Raw genomic sequence first — 22,688 nt, 5'->3', positions numbered from 1 at the left:
CGGATGCTACGACGCGGGCGTGTACCGAATGAACCGGTAGACGACGCCCGTGCGTGACGTGCGCCAGCCTTCGAGCGGATCGCGGTCGGCAACCCGCCAGGATTCCGGAATGGCCGGGGCGAAAGCATCCCCGGGAATCTCTGTGCGAATCTCGGTCACCTCGATCCGCTCGGCCATCGTGAGGGCAGCGTTGTAGATTTCTGCGCCACCGATCACCCAGACCCAGCGCGGTTCGGCACCGTCGGCTGCCTGGTCGTCGGACTGTGAGGACGCGTCGGCGAGTTCGAGCGCCTCCTCGAGTGAGTGGGCAACCTCCACGCCGTCGGCGTGCCAATCGGCCTGGCGGGTCACGACGATGTTGCGACGCCCCTCGAGCGGGCGGAACTGCTCAGGGAGAGAGTCCCAGGTCTTCCTGCCCATGATCACCGCGCTGCCGAGCGTTGTCGCCTTGAAGTGCGCGAGGTCTTCGGGGATGTGCCAGGGCATGACGCCGTCACGGCCGATGACACCGTTCTGTGCCTGGGCCCAGATCAGTCCGATGTGTGCGCTGGTCATACGGCGACAGCTCCCCGGATCGCCGGGTGGTGCACGTAGTTCTCGACGACGAGGTCCTCGTACTCGTAGTCGAAAATGCTGTCGCGATCCGCGGTGATCCTGAGCGTCGGCAGGGGGAACGGGTCGCGGCTGAGCTGCTCGGTGACCTGGTCGATGTGGTTCTCGTAGATGTGGCAGTCCCCGCCGGTCCAGACGAAGTCGCCGACTTCGAGACCGGTCTGAGCAGCGACGAGGTGTGTCAGGAGCGCATAGCTCGCGATGTTGAACGGCACGCCGAGGAACAGGTCGGCGCTTCGCTGGTAGAGCTGGCACGACAGCTTGCCGTCTGCGACGTAGAACTGGAACAGGGCGTGGCACGGGGCGAGCGCCATATTCGGGATGTCGGCGGGATTCCACGCGGACACGATCAGCCGCCGAGAATCGGGGTTGGTGCGGATCGCCTCGATGACCTCGGAGATCTGGTCAATGGTTTCGCCACCGGGAGTGGGCCACGATCGCCACTGCACTCCGTAGACAGGACCAAGTTCGCCGTTTTCGTCAGCCCACTCGTCCCAGATTGTGACACCGTTCTCACGCAGCCAGCTGACGTTGCTCTCGCCGCGAAGGAACCAGAGCAGTTCGTACGCGATCGATTTGAAGTGCACGCGCTTGGTCGTGATGAGCGGGAAGCCCTCGGAGAGGTCGAAGCGCAACTGGCGTCCGAACACACTCCTGGTGCCCGTGCCCGTTCGATCGCCCTTGCGTGTGCCGTTCTCGAGAGTGTCGCGGAGGAGGTCCTCGTACGGGGTGGGGAGAGTCGCTGCCATGACTCAACGGTAATGCACGCTGGGCGCTGAAACGCCTTGGCCCAGCCGTGGGGCGTGCACAGATTCCCGCCGGACGGGCGCGGTACATCGAGGCAGCGGGTGACGCAACGGGGGTGACCCGAATTAGGCAAACAGTTAGGCTCGGGACAGCGGCGACGTGCGTCGCACCGATCTCCTGGAGGACACCATGACTGTGACCAGCGAAGCAACGACTGTGTGGAACGGAACGCTTTTCGAGGGCTCGGGAACCGTGTCGCTCGACACCTCGACCGCGGCAAGCCTGCCCGTCAACTGGAAGGCGCGCTCGGAGGGATCCGACACCGTGACGACACCGGAAGAGCTCCTCGGTGCAGCGCACGCATCCTGTTTCACCATGCAGTTCTCCAACATGCTCACGGAGGCAGGATCCCCGCCAGAGAGCATCCAGACAACGGCAGCCGTCACGTTCCAGCCGGGAACGGGCATCACGGGCAGCCACCTTCTCGTCAGCGCGACCGTACCCGGCATCTCGGAGGATGACTTCGAGCGCATCGCCAACGAGGCGAAGGCAACGTGCCCGGTCTCCCAGGCGCTCGCCGGCATCCCGCTGACCATCGAAGCAAGCCTCGCCTGATCCTGGCGACATGCGCATCGTTATCGCGGGGGCATCTGGCCTCGTCGGGCAGGCCCTGACGGCCGAACTGAGCAAGCGCGGTCACCGGGTCGTGCGTCTCGTCCGCCGTCCGGCGCGGTCACCCGACGAGCTCACTTGGGATCCCGCATCACGGCGTCTTGACCCGCGGGCGATCAGCGGGGCGGATGCCGTGATCAATCTGTCCGGCGCATCCATCGGTCGGTTGCCCTGGACCCGGCAATACAAGCGCACGATCCTGTCGTCGCGAATCGACGCGACGTCCACGCTCGTCACCGCGATCCGCGGCGCTGAGGTGACGCCAAGGGCGTTCCTCAGCGCCTCGGCTGCGGGGTATTACGGGTCGCGGCCCGGCGAGGTTCTCACCGAGGACAGCCCGCGCGGAACGGGGTTCCTCAGTGACGTTGCGGAGCAATGGGAGACCGCTGCCCTGCGCGTGAGTGACATCACCCGCGTGGTGACGTTGCGCAGTGGCATCGTTCTCGCCGTCGACGGTGTGCTCAAGCCGCTGTTGCGCCTCACCCGGCTCGGTGTGTCCGGGCCCCTCGGCGGCGGCACGCAGTACTGGCCGTGGGTGAGCCTCGACGACGAGGTCGCGGCTATCGTGCACCTGCTCGACTCCGACCTCGCTGGTCCCGTGAACATCACGGGCCCGACCCCCGCAACGGCGACGGCCCTCATGGAATATCTGGCCAAGCGGATGCGACGACCGTTCTGGCTGCCCGCGCCCGCTTTCGCACTTCGGATGCTGCTCAGGGATGCGGCCAAAGATCTGCTGCTGGTCGACCAGAGGACGAAGCCGGAGCGCCTGTTCAACGACGGGTTCGTCTTCCGGCACGGCATTATGGAGCAGGCCGTGGATGCGGCGCTGGAGCGCGGCCGCTGAATTACGCCGCTGACCTTCGCGCCGCTGAGTCGCTGCCCCAGTCTCGGTCGCAGACGCGGCGTGAGGCGCAGGCATCCGCCCACGCGGGCGCCTTGCGCAGCCGCAAATGGCCATTCGCACGCCGCTCAGCCAGAAATGGCTGCGCCCCGCAGGTTTCAGCAACCCTTTTCGTCGGAGCACGAGTGTGAGCAACCCTTTTCGTCCGAGCAGGGGCGGGAGCGACCCTTTTCGTCCGTGCAGGGGAGCGACCCTTCTCGACCAAGCAGGGTTGTGCGCGACCCTTTTCGTCCACGCGATCGACCTGTCCCCGCAGGGACGCGCCACGCGCACACGCATCCGTCCCACTCGCGCCGTGCTCGGCCACAAACGGTCGTTCGCGTACTGCTCGGCCAGAAACGGCTGCGCCCCGCAGGTTCCGGCAACCCTTTTCGTCCGAGCAGGGGCGGGAGCGACCCTTTTCGTCCGAGCAAGGAACCGGTTGCTGCAGGGACGCGCCGGGCGCAAGCCGCCCCACGTGGGCCGTGCTCGGCCACAAATGGTCGTTCGCACGCCGCTCAGCCAGAAACGGCTGCGCCCCGGAGGTTTCAGCGACCCTTTTCGACCGAGCAAGGGTTGGAGCACGGGTGAGCAACCCTTTTCGCCCGCGCGAGGGACCGGTTGCTGCAGGGACGCGCCAGGCGCGAGCATCCGCCCCATGCGGGCCGTGCTCGGCCACAAACGGTCGTTCACGCTTTGCCCGGCCAGAAACGGCTGCTCCCCGGGAGATTCAGCGACCCTTTTCGCCCGAGCAAGGGTTAGACCAACCCTTTCCGTCCGAGCAGCGCGGGAGCGACCCTTTTCGTCCGAGCACGGGTTAGAGCAACTTTTTTCGTCCGAGCGGGCGACCGCTCAGCTCGAGTAAAGGTGGATGGCCTCGCGGATCGCCGATCGCGCGCGACGCCGGTCGCCAGCGCCGTCGTACGCCAGACCCAGCCGGTACCACGCCTTCCAGTCGGTCGGGGCGGCCTCAACCGCAGCCTGGTACCGGGGGAACACCTCGTCGGCGGCGTCACGCTCGATCCGGCCGCTCGGCCGCACGGGCAGTTCGTCATCGGGGAGTTCGCCGTTCGACTCCAGCAGACGCCCGAGTCGCTCCGCACGCACGCCGAACAGAATCTCCCGCGTCAAAGCCCACACCCCGACCACCGGGAGCACGAGAAGCGCAACACCGATAGCGACAGCGACGGGTTCACCGGTCGCGATAAAGAGCACGGCGCGCTGGCCAACGAGCACGAGGTACAGCGCGAGCAGCGCTGCCATGACGACGACGCCGATTCGGGTGGTCACGAGCGCGTGATCCCGAGGTCCATGATGCTCTCGAGTCCGACGGTCAGTCCTTGAGCCGTTCGGGCAGCCCCGAGCGCGAGGAGGATCCCCTGCTCGTACGAGGTCGGGTCAATGGTGCTGTGCGAGATCGTGAGGGTCTCCCCCGCCCCGCCGAAGACGACTTCCTGGCGGGCGATGAGCCCGTTGAGCCGGAGGCTGTGGATCGGGATGCTCGACACCTGCTGGCCACGCGCACGCTGGTCAACGTGCGGGGCAACGACAGGACCGAGACCGATCCGGGCTTCGCCGATGAGCTCAGCGGTGCGCACGGCGGTGCCACTCGGCGAGTCGACCTTGGTGGCACGGTGGGCCTCGACGATCTCGATCGAGTCGAAGAACCGGCTGGCGATCGTCGCAAGGGTCGTTCCGAGCACGGAGCCGAGCGAGAAGTTCGGGATGACGAGGACACCCGTCTCGGTGTCGGCCAGCTGTGTGCTGAGCGCCGCGAGACGGTCGGCCGACCATCCGGATGTGCCGACGAGAACGTTGATACCCTCACGGATGGCGTGGGTGACGACGGTCGCACTCACGGCGGGGGCCGTGACATCCACCACGAGGTCGGCACCGTTCATCTCGTCGAGAGAACTGGCCGAACCGAGCTTCGCGTAGACGTCGAAGTCCTCCGATTCATCGATGAGCCGGGTGAAAAGCTGCCCCATTTTGCCGCTTGCTCCGACGACAGCCACTCTCGTTACCATGCTGCCAATCTACAAGGTCGCCGCGGGGAACCGGCACGAGAAGCCGGGCCTCACGAGGTGAATCCATCCCTAAACTGGTGCTGTGCTTACGTTTGACAGCGTCCCAGTGACCGATCCGCTCGCCACCGAACTTCTCACGGAATACTTCACAGCCCGTGAAATGGGCTTCGTCGGCGGCGACTATGTCGTCAACTTTCCGAGTCCAGAGCGTTTCGTGCCACCCGTGGGCGATTTCATTGTGGCGTTCGAGGACGGACGAGCGGTCGGATGCGGCGGCATCCGTTCGCTGACACCGTCTCGTTTCGAGGTCAAGCACCTCTATTTGCGGCCGGAGTCGCGCGGTCGGGGCTGGGGCAAACAGCTTCTCGCCGAGCTCGAGAGCCGTGCCGCGGCGCTCGGCGCGACAGAGGTCGTGCTCGACACCAACGCGTCTCTCGAGGCCGCTGGCGGCCTGTACCGTCGTTCGGGCTACGCGTCGATCCAGCCGTACAACGACAACCCGAACGCTACGGACTGGTACTTCAAGCCGCTCGCCTCCTAGCGAGCCGCTCCCCTGCCTCCGCCATTGCGGCGAGGCGGGACCCGGCGCTCCGGTCAGACCGGGAGCGGCTCCGGGAGGCCGGTGCGCAGCTCGACGGGCAGGTGGCCGAGGTCATTGTGCGTCAACAGGGTCCACGGCCGGCCCGGCTTCCGCTGGATGATCGTGAGTCCGCAGTGCGCCTGGTCGAGTGTCATCCAGCGCCAGTCCGGGGCGCCGAGTACCTCGCGCACAAACCACGCGATGACGAAGTTATGGGTGATCAGCACGTCATGACGGTCGCCCTTGCGCGGCGCAAGGAACTCGGCAATAGCATCCGACATCTGGGCGGCACCGGCTTCGATCTCCGCCTCGGTCACCGCGCCAAAGAACGGCTCGTACGCGTTGGGCATCTCGGGCAGCTTGCCGGTCGGTACGCAGTCAAAGAGCAGCGCGCTCGGTTCAGGATCGATGGACGGGAGGCGCTCGTGGATGATGCGGGCCGTCTCGGCGGCGCGCTGCAGCGGCGAGTGCAGCGTCGCCGTGATCGGGAGTCCGCCGATGCGCTCGGCGAGGTGCTCCGCCTGCCTGCGTCCGCGCGCAGACAGCGGCCCGTCGGGCATTCCGTGCTGGGCATCCTGCTGCTCGCCGTGGCGAACGAGGTAAATGTACTGGGTCATGACAGCTCCTTCACGGACTCTCCGAAACCGGCGAACACGTCATCATCGACGGCCCCAACGGCGGAGAGGGACAGCGGTTGGTTCAACAGTTCCTGTGCGAGATCCTGGACGTCGGCGGCGGTCACAAGATACAGGCGGCGCAGGCTCTCGTCGAGATCGGTGAATTCGCCGAGGGTGATTTCCGCACGCCCCAGCCTCGACATGCGAGTTTCGGACTCCTCGAGGGCGAGGGCGCTCGCTCCAGAGAGCTGGCCGTGCGCACGGCGCAGTTCGTCTTCGGTGACGCCGTTGACGGCGATGGATCGAAGCTCGTCGAGCATAAGGTCCGCGACCTGCCTGGCTTTTGCGGGCGAGCAGGCACCGTACATCCCGAACACACCGGCATCCGAGTATGACGCCGCGAACGAGTACACGGAGTAGGCAAGGCCCCTGCGCTCGCGGATCTCCTGGAACAGGCGCGACGACATCCCGCCGCCCAGGATCGAGTTGAGCACGCTCATCGTCATCCGGCGATCGTCGGATGCCATCAGTCCAGGCATCCCGACCAGCAGGTGGACCTGTTCGATCGGGCGTGACGCAACGACGAGCGCAGACTGCCGGGTGACCGAAGCGGCGGGAAGCATGCGGCGCTCGACCGGCCGTGCCGGGGTGGTGAGATCCCAGCCGGCCTCGAGGAGGGCACGGGTGACACCCGCGACCAGTTCGTCGTGGTCGACAGCGCCTGCCGCGGTGACGACGAGGTCCTGCGGCCGGTAATTGGCGCGGTAGTGCCTGAGCACTGCATCGCGGGTCGCCTCGCGGATGGCCTGGGGGGTGCCGCCGATCGGCCGACCGAGGGCGTGGTCGCCGAACACGGCGGCGAACAGGTTCTCGGTCGCGACATCTGCCGGGTCGTCCTCGGCCATGGCGAGTTCTTCGAGGATCACTCCGCGTTCGTTTTCGAACTCGGTGGGGTCGAGCAACGACGACGTAAGCATGTCGGTGAGCGTTTCCACGGCCATGCCGAGGTCGATGTCGCGCACCCTGGCATAATAGCAGGTGTGCTCCTTGGCGGTGAGTGCGTTGCTCTCTCCGCCGACCGAATCAAACGCTATGGCGATGTCGAACGCTGTGCGCTTCTCGGTTCCCTTGAACAGGAGGTGCTCGAGGAAGTGGGTCGACCCGAACCCGGACTCGCGAGCGGGGACGTCGCCATCCGCGTCGGCGCCGGGAAGTTCGTCACGGGAACCGACGGCCACCCAGTAACCCAGGGTCGCGCTTCGTGAGCCGAGCACGTTCTCCGAGAGGATCCGCACACCGCTCTGCAGGACGGTGCGCCGAACGAGCGAATCACCGGATGCGGCAAAGGACAGCTCGGCAACATCGAGCGGAAGTTCAATCGACCCGTTCATTACCCTCAACACTACGGCAGGACACGCTGTGAGCAACGCGTCGAGCCGGGAAGGCGCTCAGACGCGAGTTGCCCGTTCGAGTTCGACCACCTGTGTCCGGGTGAGCCTGATGGCCGCTGCCTGGACGAGCGCGTCGACCTGCTCTGGCCGCGACGCGCTCGCGACCGGCGCCACAACACCTGGCCGGTTGAGCAGCCAGGCCAGCGCGATCGACGCGATAGGAGCGTCCTGCTCCTTTGCGACGACATCGAGCGCGTGGAGCACCCGCAGGCCATTCCGGTTGAGGTGACGGGAGACTCGAGCGCTGCGGGCCGAATCGTCGAGGTCGGCGCGGCTGCGGTATTTGCCAGTGAGGAACCCGTTCTCGAGGCCGAAGTACGGCATGACACCGAGTCCCTGGCCACGGCTGACGAGCCCAAGGTCGCCCTCGAATGGACCGCGGTGCAGGAGGCTGTAGTGCGTCTCGAGCGCTTCGAATCGCGGGTAACCGGCAGCGCTGAGGATTCTCGCCTCGACGAGGCGCTCCGCGGTGAAGTTCGACGCGCCGAGGTAGCGCACCTTGCCGGACTCGATGAGCCACTGCGCGGTACCGAGGCTGTCTTCGAGGGGAACCGAGCGGTCGTCAAGGTGGAAGTAGAGCAGGTCGATGTGGTCGGTCTGCAGGCGCTGGAGGGATGCTTCGACGGCGCGCACCATGCTCACCGGACCGAGGCCTGGGTTGTCGGGGTGGTTGCCGACCTTCGTTGCGACGACCATGTCGTCGCGATTGCCCCGTCTGGCCATCCAGGTGCCGATGATGTGCTCGCTCCGGCCAGCCGAGTAGCTGTCTGCCGTGTCGATGAAGTTGCCACCGCAGTCGGCGTACCGGTTGAGGATGCCTGTGCTCGCGTCGGACTGTGCGGTCCACCCGAACACGCTTGTTCCGAGGGCGATCGGGAATACGTCGAGGTCAGTCTCACCGAGGGTACGGCGGATCGATGCGCCGATACTGCCGCTCGATCCGAGGATCTGAATCGGCGCGGATGGGTGCACCTCGAGCGGGGCATTGACCGCGGTACTCGACGCTACCGGCTCGGCGGCCGCGGCCACCGGGCGACCGGCTGAACCCGAAATCCGGGTCGCGTCAGCGGTCACATCGTCGACCGGGTCTGTACCCGGTTCTGCGGTCAACAGGCGAGGCGTCATCCGAGCCATCTCGCCACCCCATTCCTTCGGTCTTACAGGGAAAAAACGGAGCTCCCCAGCCCTCATCCCTGCCTCCGAGACTATGTCAGCCCACCGACGCCAACCGACCATTCGCCGGTCATTTGCATGAATACTTCATAACGATCTGACAACGGTCAAAATCACCTGTTTTTGTTGGCTAAACCGACGGTCATTCTGGCGTGCCGAAGCGCCGGTTCGTCCACCATCCGACCCCGGAATGTAAACACTCCCGGCTCGTTTTCCGCAGCCTCGAGTAGCGCCACAGCCGCTTCGAGGGCGTCTGCTCCCGGCCGGTATCCGGCGCGGATCGAGTCCACCTGGCCGGGGTGAATACAGGCGGTCGCACTGAAGCCGCTCGCAGCGGCATCCGTCGCCTCGTCGAGCAGGCCATCGAGGTCGGCAATGTCGAGATGCACCGTGTCGATCGCAGCCTTCCCGGCAGCTCCGGCGGCGAGCAGCACGCGCGACCGAGCGTGCACGGCGACGTCGCGATAGGAACCGTCGGCTCGCCGGCTCGATGTTCCACCGAGGGACGCAACGAGGTCCTCCGCTCCCCACATGAGCGCCTCGACCGAGTCGTGCCGTGCGATCTCCGGAGCCGTGAGCACGCCAGCAGCGGTCTCGCACAACGCGATCACCCGGTACCGGTCGCCGAGCGCGGCAACGTCGGCGATGCTCTCGGCCTTCGGCAACATCACCCATCGGTAATCGGTGCCGGCGAGCGCCGAGAGATCCGCCGCCAGCTCGCCGGACGATGCCGGGTTGACCCGGACAATCGAGCGTTCGGGGTCGAGCTGATGCTGCACAATCGCCGCGCGCGCCCCCTCCTTGTCCCGCGGCGCAACGGCATCCTCAAGATCGAGGATCACGGCATCCGCACGTGCGCTCGCCTTCTCGAACCGATCGGGCCGATCTGCCGGGCAGAACAGCAGGGCCGGTCCGAGCTCGAACCCGGTCACGCGGCGCCCTCCCGGCAGCGCACGAGCACGTTGCGCACCGCCGTCGCGACGATCACGCCGTCCTGATTGCGACCGGTGTGCTCGAGAGTCACGATGCCCTGGCCCTGCCGCGACTTCGACAGTCGCTTGTGGGTGACGATGGTCTCGGAGTACAGGGTGTCGCCGTGATAGAGCGGGTGTGGGAAGACAACCGAGTCGAACCCGAGGTTGGCGACGAGCGTCCCCTGGGTCAGCTGCGCGACCGAGCTGCCGACCATCGTCGCGAGGGTAAACATTGAGTTGACGAGCCGCTGCCCGAACTCCTGCGTCTCGGACCACGCACTGTCAAGGTGCAGCGCCTGGGTGTTCATCGTCATCGTCGTGAAGAACACGTTGTCAGCCTCGGTGACCGTGCGGCCGGGCCTGTGGAGGTACCTGGCCGACGTGTCGAACTCCTCGAAGAAGAGTCCCCGCTGCTCGACGGGCGTTCGCTCGTTCTCGTTCTCGTTCTCGTTCTCGTTCTCGTTCTCGTTCATCGGGTCCCCTACGCTTCGAAGCCGAGCTCACGGGCGATGATCATGAGCTGCACCTCACTGGTGCCCTCACCCACCTCGAGGATCTTCGAGTCACGGTAGTGCCTGGCGACGGCATTCTGGTTGAGGAACCCGTAGCCGCCCCAGATCTGGGTGGCGTCCCTCGCGTTCTCCATGGCCGCCTCACTGCCGAGGAGCTTCGCGATCGATGCTTCCTTCTTGAACGGCTTGCCGGCGAGGAGCTTCGACGCCGCAGCGTAGTACGCCATCCGTGCGCTCATCGCCCGTGCCTCCATCCGCGCGATCTTGAACGCGATGTACTGGTTCGAGCCGATGCTGCGCCCGAAGACGTTGCGGCTCTTTGCGTACGCGACGGCCTCGTCGACGCAGCCCTGTGCAGCACCGGTACAGAGCGCGGCGAACGCGACCCGCCCCTCGTCGAGGATGGTGAGGAAGTTGGCGTACCCGCGACCGCGTTCACCGAGCAGGTTTGCCTCCGGCACCCGGACGTTCTCGAGGGTGAGCGGGTGGGTGTCCGAGGTGTGCCAGCCGACTTTGTCGTACGCCGGCTCAACCGTGAACCCGTCGATCGGTGTCGGAACCAGGATGGTCGACAGCTCCTTCTTGATCCTGCCGTCAGCCCGGGTGCTCTCGCCGGTGACCGCCGTGATGGTGACCAGCCGGGTGATCGGGGTGCCCGAGTTGGTGATGAACTGTTTCGAGCCGTTGATCACCCACTCCCCGTTCTCGACGTGGGCGTTCGTGAGTGTTGCGCCGGCATCTGACCCCGCCTCCGCTTCCGTGAGGCCGAATCCGGCGAGCGCCTCACCGCGGGCGAGCATCGGCAGGAACGCGTCTTTCTGCGCCTCGGTGCCAAACCGGTACACCGGCATCGCGCCGAGCCCGACCCCGGCTTCCAAGGTCACCGCGATGGACTGGTCGACCCGGGCGAGCTGCTCAACGGCAAGACAGAGCGACAGGTAGTCCTTGCCCTGGCCCCCGTACTCCGTGGGAAACGGCAGCCCGAACAGCCCCATCTCGCCCATCTGCGCGATGATCTCCATCGGCAGCCGGCGCGCGGTGTCGTACTCGTACGCGGCGGGAGCGACGACGGTGGTCGCGAAGTCGCGCACCTCGTCGACGATTCGCTGGTGCTCCTCGGTGAGTTCGGTGTTCATGCGGTGTCCCCTTCGACAATCGGATGGTTCGGTTTCGCGTCGGATGGCCCGGCGTCGGATGGCGCGGCGTCGGATGGCGCGGCGTCGGGCACCAGCGGAGTCAGCGTTGCGACAACCTGGTCGAGCTTCACGAGGTCACCGGGCTGAACGGCGATCGTGACAGTCCCGGCGACGGCCGCCGTGAGCTTGTGCTCCATCTTCATGGCCTCGACAACGACGACAGTGGCCCCGGCGTCGACCGTTGAGCCGTGCGCGACGGGAACGCTGATCACCGTGCCGGGCATCGGCGAACGCACCTCGGGAGCTCGCGCCGCGTCGGGCCGCGCAATCGCAGCGAGTCGCAACGCAAGCCGCTGCCCACGCGAGAGAAGAGGCAGGTCCCAGCTGAACCCGTCGCGTCCCACCCACACGCCGGTCGCTGTGCGCGCGAGCGACAGCATCCGCACTGCTGAGTCCAGGCTCAACGCGCTCCTGCCGTCTTCCAGCGGTCGCAGCGCGGCGGTGTGCGGTTCGCCCCCGTTGATGCGAACGGATGCCGCGTCACCGGCGGCGAGGACACTCACCGTCGCCGTCGTACCCTCCTCGATGGTGAAGGTGTAGTCGATCGGCCGGGCCTCGGTCATCCGCCATCCGTCGAGCGCGCCCCACGCCGCGCCCGCGGACGGCGCTGAGCGCTCGGCGTGAACGGTGAGGGCGGCGGCAACCAGAAGGTCAGCATCGGGACGAGCGAAGCTCAGCGAGGGCAGCCTGCGGTCGATGAGCGACGTGTCGAGGTCGCCCCGTTGCACCTCCGGTTCGGCGAGGAGCAGCCGCAGATACTCGATGTTGGTGCGCACGCCGAGAATCGCCGTTTCGGCGAGCGCGCGGTCGAGTCTGGCGAGGGCTTCGGCGCGGTTGGCACCGCGAGCGATCACCTTGGCGAGCATGGGGTCGTAGAAGGAGCCGATCTCGCTGCCGACGGCGATGCCCGAATCCACGCGAACGCCCTCACCGGTCGGTTCATCGAGCGCAATGACCTGTCCCGTCGCCGGCAGAAATCCGCGCTCGGGATTCTCGGCGTAGACCCGTGCTTCGATGGCGTGCCCCGTGAGCGTCACGGCGTCCTGGCGAAGCGAAAGCCGGTGACCCGCCGCGATCCGGATCTGCTCCGCAACGAGGTCAACTCCGGTGACCTCCTCGGTGACCGGGTGTTCCACCTGCAGGCGGGTGTTCATCTCCATGAAGTAGAACTCGTCAGGCGCCTCGGCCGAGACGAGGAACTCCACGGTGCCGGCCCCGACATAGCCGACGCTCTCCGCGACCCGGCAGGCGGCCTCCCCAATGCGTCGTCGGGTGTCAGCGTCGAGCAGAGGAGACGGCGCCTCCTCGATGACCTTCTGGTGGCGGCGCTGCAGCGAGCACTCGCGCTCGCCGAGGTGGATCGTTGTGCCGTGCGTGTCAGCGAGCAACTGCACCTCGATGTGTCGCGGCTCGGGGATGAGCCGCTCGAGAAACAGCGTGTCGTCACCGAAGGCAGCGGCCGCGATACGGCGGGCCGTGGCGAGCGCGCCCGGAAGCTCGCTCGGCGTCGTGACGATCTCCATTCCTTTGCCGCCACCGCCGGCGCTCGGCTTGATCAGGAGTGGATAACCGACGCCCTGGGCAGATTCGCTGAGGTCCGCGTCGCTGAGCCCGGGACGGGAATCACCGGGGATCACGGGCACTCCGCTCGCGGCCACATGGTTCTTGGACCGGATCTTGTCGCCCATCACCTCGAGGGCGTCGACACCCGGTCCAATGAAGACAATGCCGGCCTCGGCACACGCCCTCGCGAAGTCAGCGTTCTCGGAGAGGAAGCCATAGCCCGGGTGGATTGCGTTCGCACCCGTCGCTGTCGCCGCGGCGATCACCGCTTCGATGTTGAGGTAGCTCTCCCTCGCCGGGGCCGGGCCGATACGCACCGCGGTGTCGGCATCCGTCACGTGCTTCGCCGTCCGGTCGGCGTCGCTGTAGATGGCGATGGAGCGGATGCCGAGGCTCCGGAGGGTACGGATCACCCTCGACGCGATTTCGCCCCGGTTGGCGACGAGGACTGTATCGAACAGTGCGGTCACGGCGTCACATCCGGAACAGCCCGAAGGCGGAGTCTGGCAACGGTGCGAGGGCGCACACGTCGAGGGCGAGACCAAGAACCCTGCGGGTGTCTGCGGGGTCGATGACGCCGTCGTCCCACAGGCGGGCGGTGGAGTAATAGGGGCTGCCCTGCTCCTCGAACTGGGCACGGATGGGGGCTTTGAATCGCTCCTCGTCATCGGAAGACCATTCAGTACCCGCCGCGTCATGCTGGTCGCGCTTGACCGTGGCGAGCACACCGGCGGCCTGGGCACCGCCCATCACCGAGATCCGGCTCGCCGGCCAGGTCCAGAGAAAGCGCGGCGAGTACGCGCGGCCGCACATCGAGTAGTTGCCGGCCCCGAACGAGCCGCCGATGATCACCGTGAGTTTGGGCACCCTCGTGGTCGCGACAGCCGTCACCATCTTGGCGCCGTGCTTGGCGATGCCACCCGCCTCGTAATCGCGGCCGACCATGAACCCTGAAATGTTCTGCAGAAAGATCAGCGGGATGCCGCGCTGGTCGCACAGCTCGATGAAGTGGGCGCCCTTCTGCGCGCTCTCGGAGAACAGCACACCGTTATTGGCGATGATGCCCACCGAGTGCCCGTGCAGCCGAGCGAACCCGGTGACGAGCGTCGTGCCGAACTCCTTCTTGAACTCCGCGAATTCACTGGCATCGACCAGCCGAGCGATGACCTCCCGCACGTCGTAGGGCGCCTGGACGTCGGCGGGAACGACTCCATACAGCCCCTCCATCGGGTAGAGCGGATCGAGGCTCTCTCTCGTCGGAGACCCCGAGGGCGACACGGATGCCGTTGGCAGCGTTGAGACGATATCCCGCACGATCTCGAGGGCGTGCGAATCGTCCTCGGCGAGGTGGTCGACGACGCCGGAGGTTTTCGCGTGAAGGTCTCCCCCTCCGAGCTCCTCGGCCGTGACGATCTCACCGATGGCGGCCTTCACGAGTGGTGGACCGCCGAGGAAGATGGTGCCCTGGTTCCGGACGATGACCGTCTCATCGCTCATAGCGGGCACATACGCGCCACCGGCGGTGCACGATCCGAGAACGGCGGAAATCTGCGGAATCTTCGACCCGGACAACCGGGCCTGGTTATAGAAGATCCGGCCGAAGTGATCGCGGTCGGGGAAGACCTCGTCCTGCATCGGAAGGAAGGCGCCGCCCGAGTCGACGAGGTAGACGCACGGGAGCCGGTTCTCGAGCGCGATTTCCTGTGCCCGAAGGTGCTTCTTCACGGTCATTGGATAGTAGGTGCCACCCTTCACCGTGGCGTCGTTGGAGATGACGAGCACGTGGCGGCCCTGAACCAGGCCGATGCCGGCGATGACACCGGCCCCCGGGCTCTGGTCGTCGTACATTCCCGTTGCGGCGAGCGGTGCGATCTCGAGGAACGGGCTGCCGTCGTCAAGGAGCTCGTCGATGCGTTCGCGCGGCAGTAACTTGCCCCGGCCGACGTGGCGTGCGCGGGACTTTTCGGTGCCACCAAGTGCGGCAGTGGCGAGCCTCTGCCGCAGGTCGGAAACCAGGGTTCGCTGCTCGGCGTCGTTCCGGAGGAAAGAGTCGCTCGACGGCGAGACCGCGGAAATCAGTGTCTGCATTGACAGTTCCCTTGTACCGGAGTGAATGTGTACCGGAGAGGACGCCGCCATTCGGTTAGTCCCCGTTAACTGACCCCGACGTTAGTATGGATTAACTCAAATGTCCAGCATCGCTTCCAACGGAGGGCGCAATGGCCGACGACACCATCATCGATGATCACCCAGTCACGACGGAGTCTGGATCCATCAGGCTCGGCCGCAGCGCGGCGAAGGCACAACGACGGCAGGCCCTGCTCGCCGCGGCTGCCTCCCGGTTCGCCGAACGCGGCTTCAACGGGGTATCGATCGAAGACCTGGGAGCCGCTGTCGGCATGAGCGGTCCGGCGGTCTACCGGCACTTCGAGAGCAAGCAGGCGCTTCTCGCTGCGCTCCTCATCGATGTGAGTCGTGAGCTGCTGTCCGGTGGAACGGATGTTGTGGCGAGGGCGCCGGACGGAGAACTCGCACTTCGCGCTCTCGTCGAATTCCACGTGCGTTTCGCGCTCGCCAATCCCGATGTCATCCGGGTCCAGGATCGCGATCTCGACAGCCTCTCCGAGGAGGACCGCCGCACGGTGAGAACCCTCCAGCGCCGGTACGTCGAGCTGTGGGTGGCAATCCTGCAGCGAATGCAGCCCACAACAGACGCGGCGGCCCTGAGGATCAGGGCGCACGCCGCGTTCGGGCTCATGAACTCGACCCCGTACAGCGGTGACCAGCTCCCCCAGAACGATCTCCGTGACATTCTCGAGCGGATGGCGTTCGCCGCGCTCTCCTGAGCGGTTCCGCTGCGACCCGAGTCGACGCTGCCCTCCAAACACGTCACACCCACACCCACACCCACACAACGGGATCCTCCCGAACGGGGTGACGCCGCGGCGCCCACCTCTCTGCTTTGATGGGCCCATGCCCCAGCAGCCCCCTGCCTCCAACCCCGCGCCCGGCGAGGTAACACAGAAGGTGGACCGGGCGCGCACGCTGTGGGGCGAGGGCAAACGACGCGCGGCACTCGAGCTGCTCAAGGCTGCCGTCCGGTCAGACCCGGAGGCCACCCCGCTTCGACTTGCCCTCGCCGAGTTGTACCGCGAGATGAATTCCCCGGATCAGGCGGGCCGCTGGGGCATCGCCATCGAGGGCTGGACGACCGCGGTCGAACGGGATCGGCTGGCGCGGCTGCTGGCACCGGTCGGCACCCCGCGCGACGATCTGGTCGAGTTCCTGGCGCTCACTGGGCCTGTCGAGAGTTACCCGGATCTCGAGGAAGTGGTGGACGGGCCGCTCGCCGCGCACGTGGCGCAACGCAGAGCGGCCACCGCGACCGACGAGTCACCTTGGGGCGAGCTGCTCTTCCCGCTCGCCGCGTTCTGCTGGATCACGACCGTGGTGGGCGGGATACTCGCGGTGGTGGCCGTCTTCATCGTCGCCTTCTTCGAACTGGCGGATGCCCGTACCGTCGCACGCATCAGCGCCGGATGCTTCCTCGCTCCAGCGGCGGTTTCCTCCTGGGTCTCGGCCGGGGCGTGCGCGGTCGAGAACCGCTGGCTGGGTGCCGGCGTGCTGACGATCGTCGGGACTATTGCGGCAACGCTCGCAGTGCTGACCTTCACGACGGCCTGACTTACTATGGGCCCATGGCCAGCAACGACGATGAGCCCCCACCCACGGCGCTTCCGGCGAACCCACCATCGCCCGAACCGGTCAATCCGGCCATCGAGGTTCTGGTGCCCAACCTGAACAGGGTCTCCTCTGCCACTTTTCGACGCGGGACGATCAGCCGGAGGCGAGTGAACGTCGCTCTCGGAATGCTGCTTTCAATTGCAGCACTGGCGACCGTGCTCGTGATCTTCGGTGACCTGATCTTTGCGAATCTGGGCACAGCACTGGTGTGGGCATTCGTCGCGGCTCTCGTGGTCGGGGTGGTCGGCCTCGTGCTCATTCGCCGCGATGAACAGCGGGTTCGACGGGCGGGACGAGGCGAGGCCGACGAGCTCCACGAGCACTGAAAACCGCTGTCGAATACTGACGTCACCGGGCCGCCGTGAGCGATCCATCCGCGCCGAGTTCCCAGGTCGCGTCGAGGTCGAGCCGTTCGAGGAACGCCTCATCGTGGCTCACAACGAGTACCGCACCGCGGTAACTTCGGAGCGCATCGACGAGCTGATCGATACTCTGCAGGTCTAGGTTGTTCGTGGGCTCGTCGAGTACCAGAAGCTGCGAGGGCGGATCCGCAAACAACAGTCGCGCGAGCGAGACCCGGAACCGCTCACCGCCCGAGAGCGTCCGCACCTCGCGGTGCACGCTGTCGCCCCGGAGCAGGAACCGGGCGAGCCGGTTGCGCAGGATGCCGGGAGCAACAGTCGGTGCCGCGGCCTGCACGTTGTCGAGCATGCTGGCGTTCTCGTCGAGCCCATCGAGTCGCTGCGGCAGATATCCCACCCGGTCGGTGAGTCGCCGCGCGCTGATCGCACCCGCTCCCTCCGGTTCATTCACGCCGGCGTAACCGCCTGCGCTGCCGAGGCCACGGGCAGTGCCGAGAACCAGACTGTCGAGCAGCGTGGTCTTCCCCACGCCGTTCGGACCGGTGATCGCTATTCTCTCGGGACCCTGGATGATGACCGTGCGGTTCGCGGCGCGCAGTTCGGCGATCTTCCGGGCCGCCGGCACATCCGGATCCGGGAGGTCGAGCAGGATGGGTTTGTCTTCGCGGACACGCGCCTCAGCGGCATCCAGCACCGACTGCGCGGACCTGATGTCGCGGTCCATTCCGGCACGGAGCTTTGCGGCGGAAACCTGGGCTTGTGACCGCAGGCCGTGCATGACAATCTTCGGCATCCGCTTGTTCTCGAACGCCTTCTGACCCATCTGCGCGCGTCGCGCGAGCTTCGTTTCGGCCTCGATGCGTTGTTTCTTCTCGACCTTCACCGCCTGCCCCGCTGAGCGCACCGCCTGGACGGCGGCGGACTGCTCCTGCTCGCGATGAGCGCGCCACTCGCTGTACGGCCCACCGAATACCGAGAGCTCTCCCCCGTACAGCTCTGCCGTCTCGTCCATTCCCTCGAGCAGCGACACATCGTGACTCACGACGACGAGGGCACCAGGCCACGACGCGACCAGGCCGGCCAGGCGTGTGCGGGCATCCCGATCGAGGTTGTTCGTCGGCTCGTCGAGAAGCGTGATCGCAGTCCGGCGAAGCCTGAGTCCGGTCGTCGCGACGAGCATTGCCTCACCGCCCGAGATCCGGTCCACCCTCCTGCCGAGGTCGGCGCCTGCCAGGCCAATCTCGGCGAGCGCTTCGCGCGCCCGCGCTTCGATGTCCCAGTCGTCACCGAGCAGGTCGAAGTGGTGGGCCGCCACATCACCGGACTCGATCGCTCTGAGTGCAGCGAGCTTTCCGCTAATGCCCAGAAGATCGGCGATCGTCGCCTCGACGCGGAGCGTCAGGTTCTGGGGCAGGTATCCCACCTCACCGTCGACGGCGATTCGGCCGGAGGACGGAGTGAGTTCCCCAGCCACGAGGCGGAGGAGTGTGGATTTGCCCGATCCATTGGCGCCGACGAGACCGGTGCGCCCCGATCCGAAGGTGCCTGAGATGTGGGCGAGAGCACTGTCACCGTTGGGCCAGGAGAAGCCGAGATCGGTGAGTGTGACTGTGGCGTTGCTGTGCGAAAACATGGGACTCCGGGGTAGTCAGCGGTCGCGCTGAGTACCGGAGCCTGATGTGGCGAATCGACGGTCGTCAGCGCGCGGGAAGCGGCGCGGAACCGAAGATGTCCACAGCAATTACCTATCGTGAGGGAACAGAAGTAGAAATCTTCGCACGGGATCGCTCCGATCGCAACCAATGTGCGTCAGCGTCACCGGCACTCCGGCGCCTCACACCATCGTCAGAACCATCCCCGGGTTGCTGAGGATGTTGCCGACATCGACGAGGAACCTCGAGCCCTGCTCCCCGTCCACGAGACGATGGTCGAACGACAGGCTCAACGTCATGACCTCGCGCAGCGCGATCTCGCCCCGGTATTCCCATGGCGTCCGCCGCACCGCCCCGATGGCGAGAATCGCCGCCTCACCCGGGTTGAGGATCGGCGTGCCGGCGTCGACACCGAACACGCCGACATTGGTGATGGTGATGGTTCCGCCGGCGAGGCTCTGCGGGCTGGTCGCCCCAGCCCGAGCGCTCTCGATGAGCGCGTCGAGCGCGTCACGCAGCCCGGCGAGACTCAGGGTGTCCGCGTCCTTGATGTTCGGCACGATGAGCCCACGCCCGGTGGCGGCGGCGATACCGAGATGCACAGCGCCGAGCTGCACGATCTCCTGTGCGTCTTCGTCCCACCGCGAATTCACTTCGGGAGTCCGGGCAGCCGCCAGGATCATCGCCTTTGCCGCGAGGGTGAGGATCGACAGACGTTTGCCCCGGAACTCCGGAGTGTCCGCGAGCGACCGCACGAGGTCCATACCGGCGGTCACGTCGATCGTAAGGAACTCCGTGACGTGCGGCGCCGTAAACGCGGACCGCACCATCGCCTGGGCGGTCGCCTTTCGAACGCCTCGAATCGGAACCCTGACATCCGCTCGACGCCCACGCTCCACGCTCGGCGTGAGAGCCCTCCCGTCGACTACTTCACTGACGTCCTCGCGGCCGTGTTCGATCGGCCCGGTAACGGATGCCGTCACGCGGCCGGCGGCCCGCTCGATGTCCTCCCGCGTGATCAGCCCGATCTCCCCGGTGCCCGTGACCGTTGCGAGGTCGATACCCAGATCTCGAGCGAGCTTCCGAACGGGCGGTGTCGAGCGGGGGCGCTCGGCCCCCGAAGTCGCTGGCTCCTCCGGTACGATCGTGCTGCCTGCGTCGAGCCCCTCGTCGCTGCGTACGTCGCCGGCCACGGCGCTTCCACCGGTACCGCCTTCGTCCGCTCCCCACGCGCGTGAACGCCGCCGAGGGCGGTCACCCCGGTCGACCCGCGGCCCGTACCCGACCAGCACCGGTTCCCGCTCTCCACTCCCCCGCGAACTCTCCGCCGACGCCGCATCGACGGCCGCACCAGAACCACCAGCTGCCGTCCGCACCCGCTGACTACCGGCATCCGGTTCACCCGCTCCCGTCTCGGCGTCGACGTCGACGTCATTCGGTGCTCCGTCAGTGGGCACATCAGTTGGCTCGTCGGTCCCCAGACCAACCGTGACCTCGAACGCCACGATCGGCTCACCGACGTTGACCGTCGTGCCCTCGTCGGCGAACAGCTGCGACACCGTGCCGGCGAAGGGAGACGGCAACTCGACGAGCGCCTTGGCTGTCTCGACCTCGGCGATGACCTGGTTGAGCGTCACCGTGTCACCGACGGCAACCCGCCACGCCACGATCTCACTCTCGGTGAGCCCCTCACCCAGATCGGGCAGGGCGAAGTTCACGATGCTCATGCTGTTGCCTTCCAACCCGTCAGGGAATTTCGACGGCCGAGGACGCGATCGACAGCGTCGAGAATCCGGTCGAGGTCGGGCAGGAACGCGTCCTCGAGCGAGGCCGGCGGGTATGGCGTGTCGAACCCGGTGACCCTCGCCGGCGCGGCCTCGAGCCAGTCAAAGCAGCGCTCGGTGATCGACGCGGTGATCTCAGCGCCCATCCCGCCGGATTGCGCGGCCTCGTGGGTGATCACCAGCCGGCCGGTTTTCCGAACGGATGCCTCCACCGTCGCGAAGTCCACCGGCGAGAGTGAGCGGAGATCGATGACTTCAACTGCCACACCGTCGTCTGCCGCCGCAGCAGCGGCATCCAGCGCCGTCCGCACGAGCGGGCCGTACGCCACCAGTGTGACGTCGGTTCCCGGCCGCACGACCCGAGCCTGGCCGAGCGGCGCCGCCTTTGCCCCGAGCTCGGTGTCGACGTCGCCCTTCTGCCAGTACCGGCGCTTGGGTTCGAAGAACAGCACGGGGTCGTCGCTGGCAATGGCCTGCTGGATCATCGTGTGGGCGTCCTGCGGGTTTGAGCACGACACCACCCGGAGTCCTGCCGTGTGCGCGAAGTACGCCTCGGGTGACTCCGAGTGGTGTTCGACAGCGCCGATGCCGCCACCGAAGGGCACACGGATGGTGATGGGCATTCTCACGTTGCCCCGGGTTCGGTAGTGCAGCTTGGCAACCTGGGCGACGATCTGGTCGAAGCCCGGGTAGATAAAGCCGTCGAACTGGATCTCGCAGACCGGGCGATACCCGCGGATGGCGAGGCCGACCGCCGTGCCAATGATGCCGGCCTCGGCGAGCGGGGTGTCGATCACGCGACGAGGACCGAACTCCCCCTGCAGCTTGTCCGTGATGCGGAAGACTCCGCCGAGCTTGCCGATGTCTTCTCCCAGGAGCACCACCTTGTCGTCGCGGGCGAGCGAGCGACGGAGTCCGTCGTTGAGCGCACCGGCCATCGTCATCTGGCTCATGACGCGCTCCCTTCGGCGTCGCTGTCGCCTTCGGCGTCGCTGTCGGCATCGCTGCTTCCGAACGACGCGAGGTACGCGGCGTACTGGCTCTTCTGCCGCTCAAGGCCCGAGTGCGGCTCGGCGAAGACGTGGTCGAAAACGGTGAGCGGATCTGGTTTGGGGATGGAGAGGCACGCCGCCCGCAGTTCGCTGGCCACGGCATCCGATCTTCCATCCACTCTCGACCGCAGCTCTTCCGTGAACGCGCCGCGCGCGTCGAGGAGGGCGGCGATGCGCGTGATCGGATCCTTTGCGCGCCACTCGTCGAGTTCGCCCGCCGGACGGTATCGGGTGGGGTCATCGCTCGTGGTGTGCGGACCCATCCGGTAGGTGACCGCCTCGATGAAGGTGGGTCCCCCGCCGGAGCGCGCCCGATCGAGAGCGATGCGCGTCGCGGCCATCACCGCGAGCACGTCATTGCCGTCAATACGCATGCTCGGGATGCCGAAGCCCGGTGCACGGTCCGAGATGTGGCGCTGCGACTGCAGCCCGACCGGTTCGGAGATTGCCCACTGGTTGTTCTGGCAGAAGAAGACGACCGGGGCCGAGAAACTCGCCGCGAAGACGAGAGCCTCGTTGACGTCGCCCTGGCTCGTTGCGCCGTCGCCGAAGTAGGCGATCGTGACCGAGTCGACGCCGTCGTGTTTGCAGCCGAGCGCGTACCCCGTGGCGTGGAGAGTCTGTGCGCCGATGATGACGGCCGGTGTGGCCATGCCGACCTCGTACGGATTCCAGCCGGATGCCGCGCTGCCGCGCCAGACCCGCATCAGGTCGGTGAAGTCGACGCCGCGGCAGTAGGCGACGCCGTTCTCTCGATAGCTCGAGAACACGAAGTCGTCGCTTCGCAGCGCACGGGCCGAGCCGATTTGCGCGGCTTCCTGGCCGAGCAGCGGTGGCCAGAGTCCGATCTCACCCTGCCGCTGAAGCGCTGTGGCTTCGGTGTCGATGCGCCGGACGACGACCATGTCTTCGTACAGGTCGATGAGCTGTTCTGTGGAGACGTCGTCGACCCACGGATCGAAACCCGGGTTGCTGACGCGTGTGCCGTCCGGCCGAACGAGCTGGACGACATCTTCGAGGGAACCGAGGTGCAGACCGTACTCGTCGTGCGCCTCGTGAATTCGTGTGCCTTCATGGGTGGTGGACA

General features: G+C 66.6%; 22 protein-coding genes. 6 read left to right on the top strand and 16 right to left on the bottom strand.

From position 1 onward, the window contains the following. Positions 1–6 precede the first annotated feature (6 nt). Together AC1C2N_RS04460 and AC1C2N_RS04455 are read right to left on the bottom strand one after the other, a co-directional pair. A complete protein-coding gene (locus AC1C2N_RS04460) occupies positions 7–555 on the bottom strand; it encodes a dihydrofolate reductase (RefSeq protein ID WP_495433018.1) in 549 nt (182 codons plus the stop codon). Then, positions 552–1,361, bottom strand: coding sequence for a thymidylate synthase (locus tag AC1C2N_RS04455; RefSeq protein WP_495433017.1), 810 nt, complete (start codon positions 1,359–1,361; stop codon positions 552–554). The genes AC1C2N_RS04460 and AC1C2N_RS04455 overlap by 4 nt, the downstream gene beginning before the upstream one ends. Before the next feature lie 187 nt (positions 1,362–1,548). Here AC1C2N_RS04455 and AC1C2N_RS04450 point away from each other — a divergent pair, with 187 nt between their 5' ends. Both AC1C2N_RS04450 and AC1C2N_RS04445 read left to right on the top strand, forming a co-directional pair. Beyond that, complete coding sequence (locus tag AC1C2N_RS04450) at positions 1,549–1,974, top strand: OsmC family peroxiredoxin (protein ID WP_483405805.1); 426 nt, start codon at positions 1,549–1,551, stop codon at positions 1,972–1,974. Between the two features lie 10 nt (positions 1,975–1,984). Then, entirely contained in the window at positions 1,985–2,878 is an 894-nt protein-coding gene (locus AC1C2N_RS04445) for a TIGR01777 family oxidoreductase (protein ID WP_495433016.1), read from the top strand. 888 nt (positions 2,879–3,766) lie between these two features. On the opposite strand, the gene AC1C2N_RS04440 is transcribed toward AC1C2N_RS04445, so the two are convergent. Both AC1C2N_RS04440 and dapB read right to left on the bottom strand, forming a co-directional pair. Further along, the gene (locus tag AC1C2N_RS04440) at positions 3,767–4,204 is read right to left on the bottom strand and encodes a tetratricopeptide repeat protein (RefSeq protein WP_483405802.1); all 438 of its coding nucleotides are present in this window, start codon (positions 4,202–4,204) and stop codon (positions 3,767–3,769) included. Further along, the gene (gene dapB, locus AC1C2N_RS04435; protein WP_495433015.1) at positions 4,201–4,941 is read right to left on the bottom strand and encodes a 4-hydroxy-tetrahydrodipicolinate reductase; all 741 of its coding nucleotides are present in this window, start codon (positions 4,939–4,941) and stop codon (positions 4,201–4,203) included. The genes AC1C2N_RS04440 and dapB overlap by 4 nt, the downstream gene beginning before the upstream one ends. A gap of 82 nt (positions 4,942–5,023) precedes the next feature. On the opposite strand from dapB, the gene AC1C2N_RS04430 reads away from it, so the two are divergent. Further along, positions 5,024–5,482, top strand: a complete 459-nt coding sequence (locus AC1C2N_RS04430; protein ID WP_495433014.1) for a GNAT family N-acetyltransferase — start codon at positions 5,024–5,026, stop codon at positions 5,480–5,482. A 53-nt stretch (positions 5,483–5,535) separates the two neighbouring features. Here the strand turns inward: AC1C2N_RS04430 and AC1C2N_RS04425 are convergent, their stop codons facing one another. The 8 genes from AC1C2N_RS04425 to AC1C2N_RS04390 all read right to left on the bottom strand — a co-directional run bounded on the left by AC1C2N_RS04425 (position 5,536) and on the right by AC1C2N_RS04390 (position 15,095). Next, positions 5,536–6,138 (bottom strand): histidine phosphatase family protein, encoded by a 603-nt coding sequence (locus tag AC1C2N_RS04425; RefSeq protein WP_495433013.1) that lies wholly within the window; start codon positions 6,136–6,138, stop codon positions 5,536–5,538. Then, entirely contained in the window at positions 6,135–7,529 is a 1,395-nt protein-coding gene (locus AC1C2N_RS04420) for a M16 family metallopeptidase (protein WP_495433011.1), read from the bottom strand. The genes AC1C2N_RS04425 and AC1C2N_RS04420 overlap by 4 nt, the downstream gene beginning before the upstream one ends. Positions 7,530–7,586: 57 nt before the next feature. Next, the gene (locus AC1C2N_RS04415) at positions 7,587–8,714 is read right to left on the bottom strand and encodes an aldo/keto reductase (RefSeq protein ID WP_495433010.1); all 1,128 of its coding nucleotides are present in this window, start codon (positions 8,712–8,714) and stop codon (positions 7,587–7,589) included. Between the two features lie 161 nt (positions 8,715–8,875). After that, positions 8,876–9,694: an HpcH/HpaI aldolase/citrate lyase family protein gene (locus AC1C2N_RS04410; RefSeq protein WP_495433009.1), complete on the bottom strand. Its 819-nt coding sequence runs from the start codon at positions 9,692–9,694 to the stop codon at positions 8,876–8,878. After that, on the bottom strand, positions 9,691–10,209 hold the full coding sequence (locus tag AC1C2N_RS04405; protein ID WP_495433008.1) for a MaoC family dehydratase: 519 nt from the start codon (positions 10,207–10,209) through the stop codon (positions 9,691–9,693). The genes AC1C2N_RS04410 and AC1C2N_RS04405 overlap by 4 nt, the downstream gene beginning before the upstream one ends. A gap of 8 nt (positions 10,210–10,217) precedes the next feature. After that, positions 10,218–11,384 carry an acyl-CoA dehydrogenase family protein gene (locus AC1C2N_RS04400; protein ID WP_495433007.1) on the bottom strand — a complete coding sequence of 389 codons (1,167 nt, stop codon included), beginning with the start codon at positions 11,382–11,384 and terminating at the stop codon, positions 10,218–10,220. Then, positions 11,381–13,468, bottom strand: coding sequence for an acetyl/propionyl/methylcrotonyl-CoA carboxylase subunit alpha (locus AC1C2N_RS04395; protein WP_495433082.1), 2,088 nt, complete (start codon positions 13,466–13,468; stop codon positions 11,381–11,383). The genes AC1C2N_RS04400 and AC1C2N_RS04395 overlap by 4 nt, the downstream gene beginning before the upstream one ends. Before the next feature lie 13 nt (positions 13,469–13,481). Next, on the bottom strand, positions 13,482–15,095 hold the full coding sequence (locus AC1C2N_RS04390) for a carboxyl transferase domain-containing protein (RefSeq protein ID WP_495433006.1): 1,614 nt from the start codon (positions 15,093–15,095) through the stop codon (positions 13,482–13,484). Positions 15,096–15,226: 131 nt separating this feature from the next. Here AC1C2N_RS04390 and AC1C2N_RS04385 point away from each other — a divergent pair, with 131 nt between their 5' ends. From AC1C2N_RS04385 to AC1C2N_RS04375, 3 genes are all read left to right on the top strand, one after another. Then, the gene (locus AC1C2N_RS04385) at positions 15,227–15,853 is read left to right on the top strand and encodes an SACE_7040 family transcriptional regulator (protein WP_483405791.1); all 627 of its coding nucleotides are present in this window, start codon (positions 15,227–15,229) and stop codon (positions 15,851–15,853) included. A 127-nt stretch (positions 15,854–15,980) separates the two neighbouring features. Further along, on the top strand, positions 15,981–16,691 hold the full coding sequence (locus AC1C2N_RS04380) for a tetratricopeptide repeat protein (protein WP_495433005.1): 711 nt from the start codon (positions 15,981–15,983) through the stop codon (positions 16,689–16,691). 14 nt (positions 16,692–16,705) lie between these two features. After that, positions 16,706–17,077, top strand: coding sequence for a hypothetical protein (locus AC1C2N_RS04375; protein ID WP_495433004.1), 372 nt, complete (start codon positions 16,706–16,708; stop codon positions 17,075–17,077). Between the two features lie 22 nt (positions 17,078–17,099). Here the strand turns inward: AC1C2N_RS04375 and AC1C2N_RS04370 are convergent, their stop codons facing one another. The 4 genes from AC1C2N_RS04370 to pdhA all read right to left on the bottom strand — a co-directional run bounded on the left by AC1C2N_RS04370 (position 17,100) and on the right by pdhA (position 22,662). Next, positions 17,100–18,746: an ABC-F family ATP-binding cassette domain-containing protein gene (locus tag AC1C2N_RS04370; protein WP_495433003.1), complete on the bottom strand. Its 1,647-nt coding sequence runs from the start codon at positions 18,744–18,746 to the stop codon at positions 17,100–17,102. Between the two features lie 201 nt (positions 18,747–18,947). Further along, a complete protein-coding gene (locus AC1C2N_RS04365) occupies positions 18,948–20,492 on the bottom strand; it encodes a dihydrolipoamide acetyltransferase family protein (protein WP_495433002.1) in 1,545 nt (514 codons plus the stop codon). After that, entirely contained in the window at positions 20,489–21,502 is a 1,014-nt protein-coding gene (locus AC1C2N_RS04360; RefSeq protein WP_495433001.1) for an alpha-ketoacid dehydrogenase subunit beta, read from the bottom strand. Before AC1C2N_RS04360 ends, AC1C2N_RS04365 begins: the two co-directional genes overlap by 4 nt. Beyond that, positions 21,499–22,662 (bottom strand): pyruvate dehydrogenase (acetyl-transferring) E1 component subunit alpha, encoded by a 1,164-nt coding sequence (pdhA, locus tag AC1C2N_RS04355; protein WP_495433081.1) that lies wholly within the window; start codon positions 22,660–22,662, stop codon positions 21,499–21,501. The genes AC1C2N_RS04360 and pdhA overlap by 4 nt, the downstream gene beginning before the upstream one ends. Positions 22,663–22,688 lie beyond the last annotated feature (26 nt).

The sequence above is a fragment of the Mycetocola sp. Y791 genome (assembly GCF_059445325.1).
The sequence above is the reverse complement of the archived record's forward strand: the minus strand, read 5'-3'. Positions and strand labels throughout refer to the sequence as shown.